This is a genomic window from Streptomyces sp. NTH33 (assembly GCF_003236365.1).
Lineage (GTDB): Bacteria > Actinomycetota > Actinomycetes > Streptomycetales > Streptomycetaceae > Streptomyces.
In genome coordinates this window covers 1-699 of the sequence record NZ_POTZ01001046.1, presented here as the reverse complement: position 1 = coordinate 699, position 699 = coordinate 1, and the positions used below count along the sequence as shown (strand labels likewise).

Annotated in this window: 1 protein-coding gene; it reads right to left on the bottom strand. The window is 75.3% G+C overall.

The window, feature by feature from the left end; translation table 11 throughout:
* Positions 1-235: 235 nt before the first annotated feature.
* Positions 236-699 (bottom strand): hypothetical protein (locus C1I97_RS38370; protein ID WP_309147872.1); only part of this gene is annotated, 464 nt, incomplete at its 5' end.

The window sequence follows — 699 nt, the reverse complement described above, 5'->3', positions numbered from 1 at the left end:
ACCTCAAAGAGGTCGGAATGGGCACCGCGCTCGTCGCCGGCTCGGTCGGCGCGGCGTACTACCTCTCCCGCCGCCGCACCGGCGAGGAAGGGAGCGCCGCCTGACGGCGCCCCTTCCTCGGCACAGGCTTTCGCCCCGGACCTCTCCAGCTCCGGGGCGAAGGCCTTGTGGCCTATGAAGGGATCCGGCCTCCGCGCGGGCGGAGGCCGGATCCCAAAGACCGTGGCGGGCGCGGTCAGACGCGTTTGCCGGTGCGGCGGCGCAGCCAGAACACGCCGCCGCCGACGGTGCCCGCGGCCAGCAGACCGCCGCCGATGGCCATGTCGGCCGGTGCGGCACCGGTGACGGTGCCGCCGCCGACGCCGCCCCGGACCCCGCCGACGACGGTGAAGGCCCCCGGGCGGACCAGCCTCCGGCCGTCGCACTCGGCCCTGATGGCGTACGTCCCGGGGTGGATGTTCTCGCGGACGGTCGCGATGCCCCTCGCCCTCTCACCGAAGGCGTTGACCGGCCTCAGCGGCGTCCTCGGGAAGGCGCGCGACTCCACGACGCCGCCGTTGCGGCAGCCTTCGACCGCGACCGACAGCTGCCCGCCGCGGGCGATCGCGCCGGGCAGGGCCACGATGTTGCGGATGCCGCCCGGGCCGTGCTCGAACTCACCACCCCGACCGCCGCCACGACCGAAGTCCGGACCGAAGC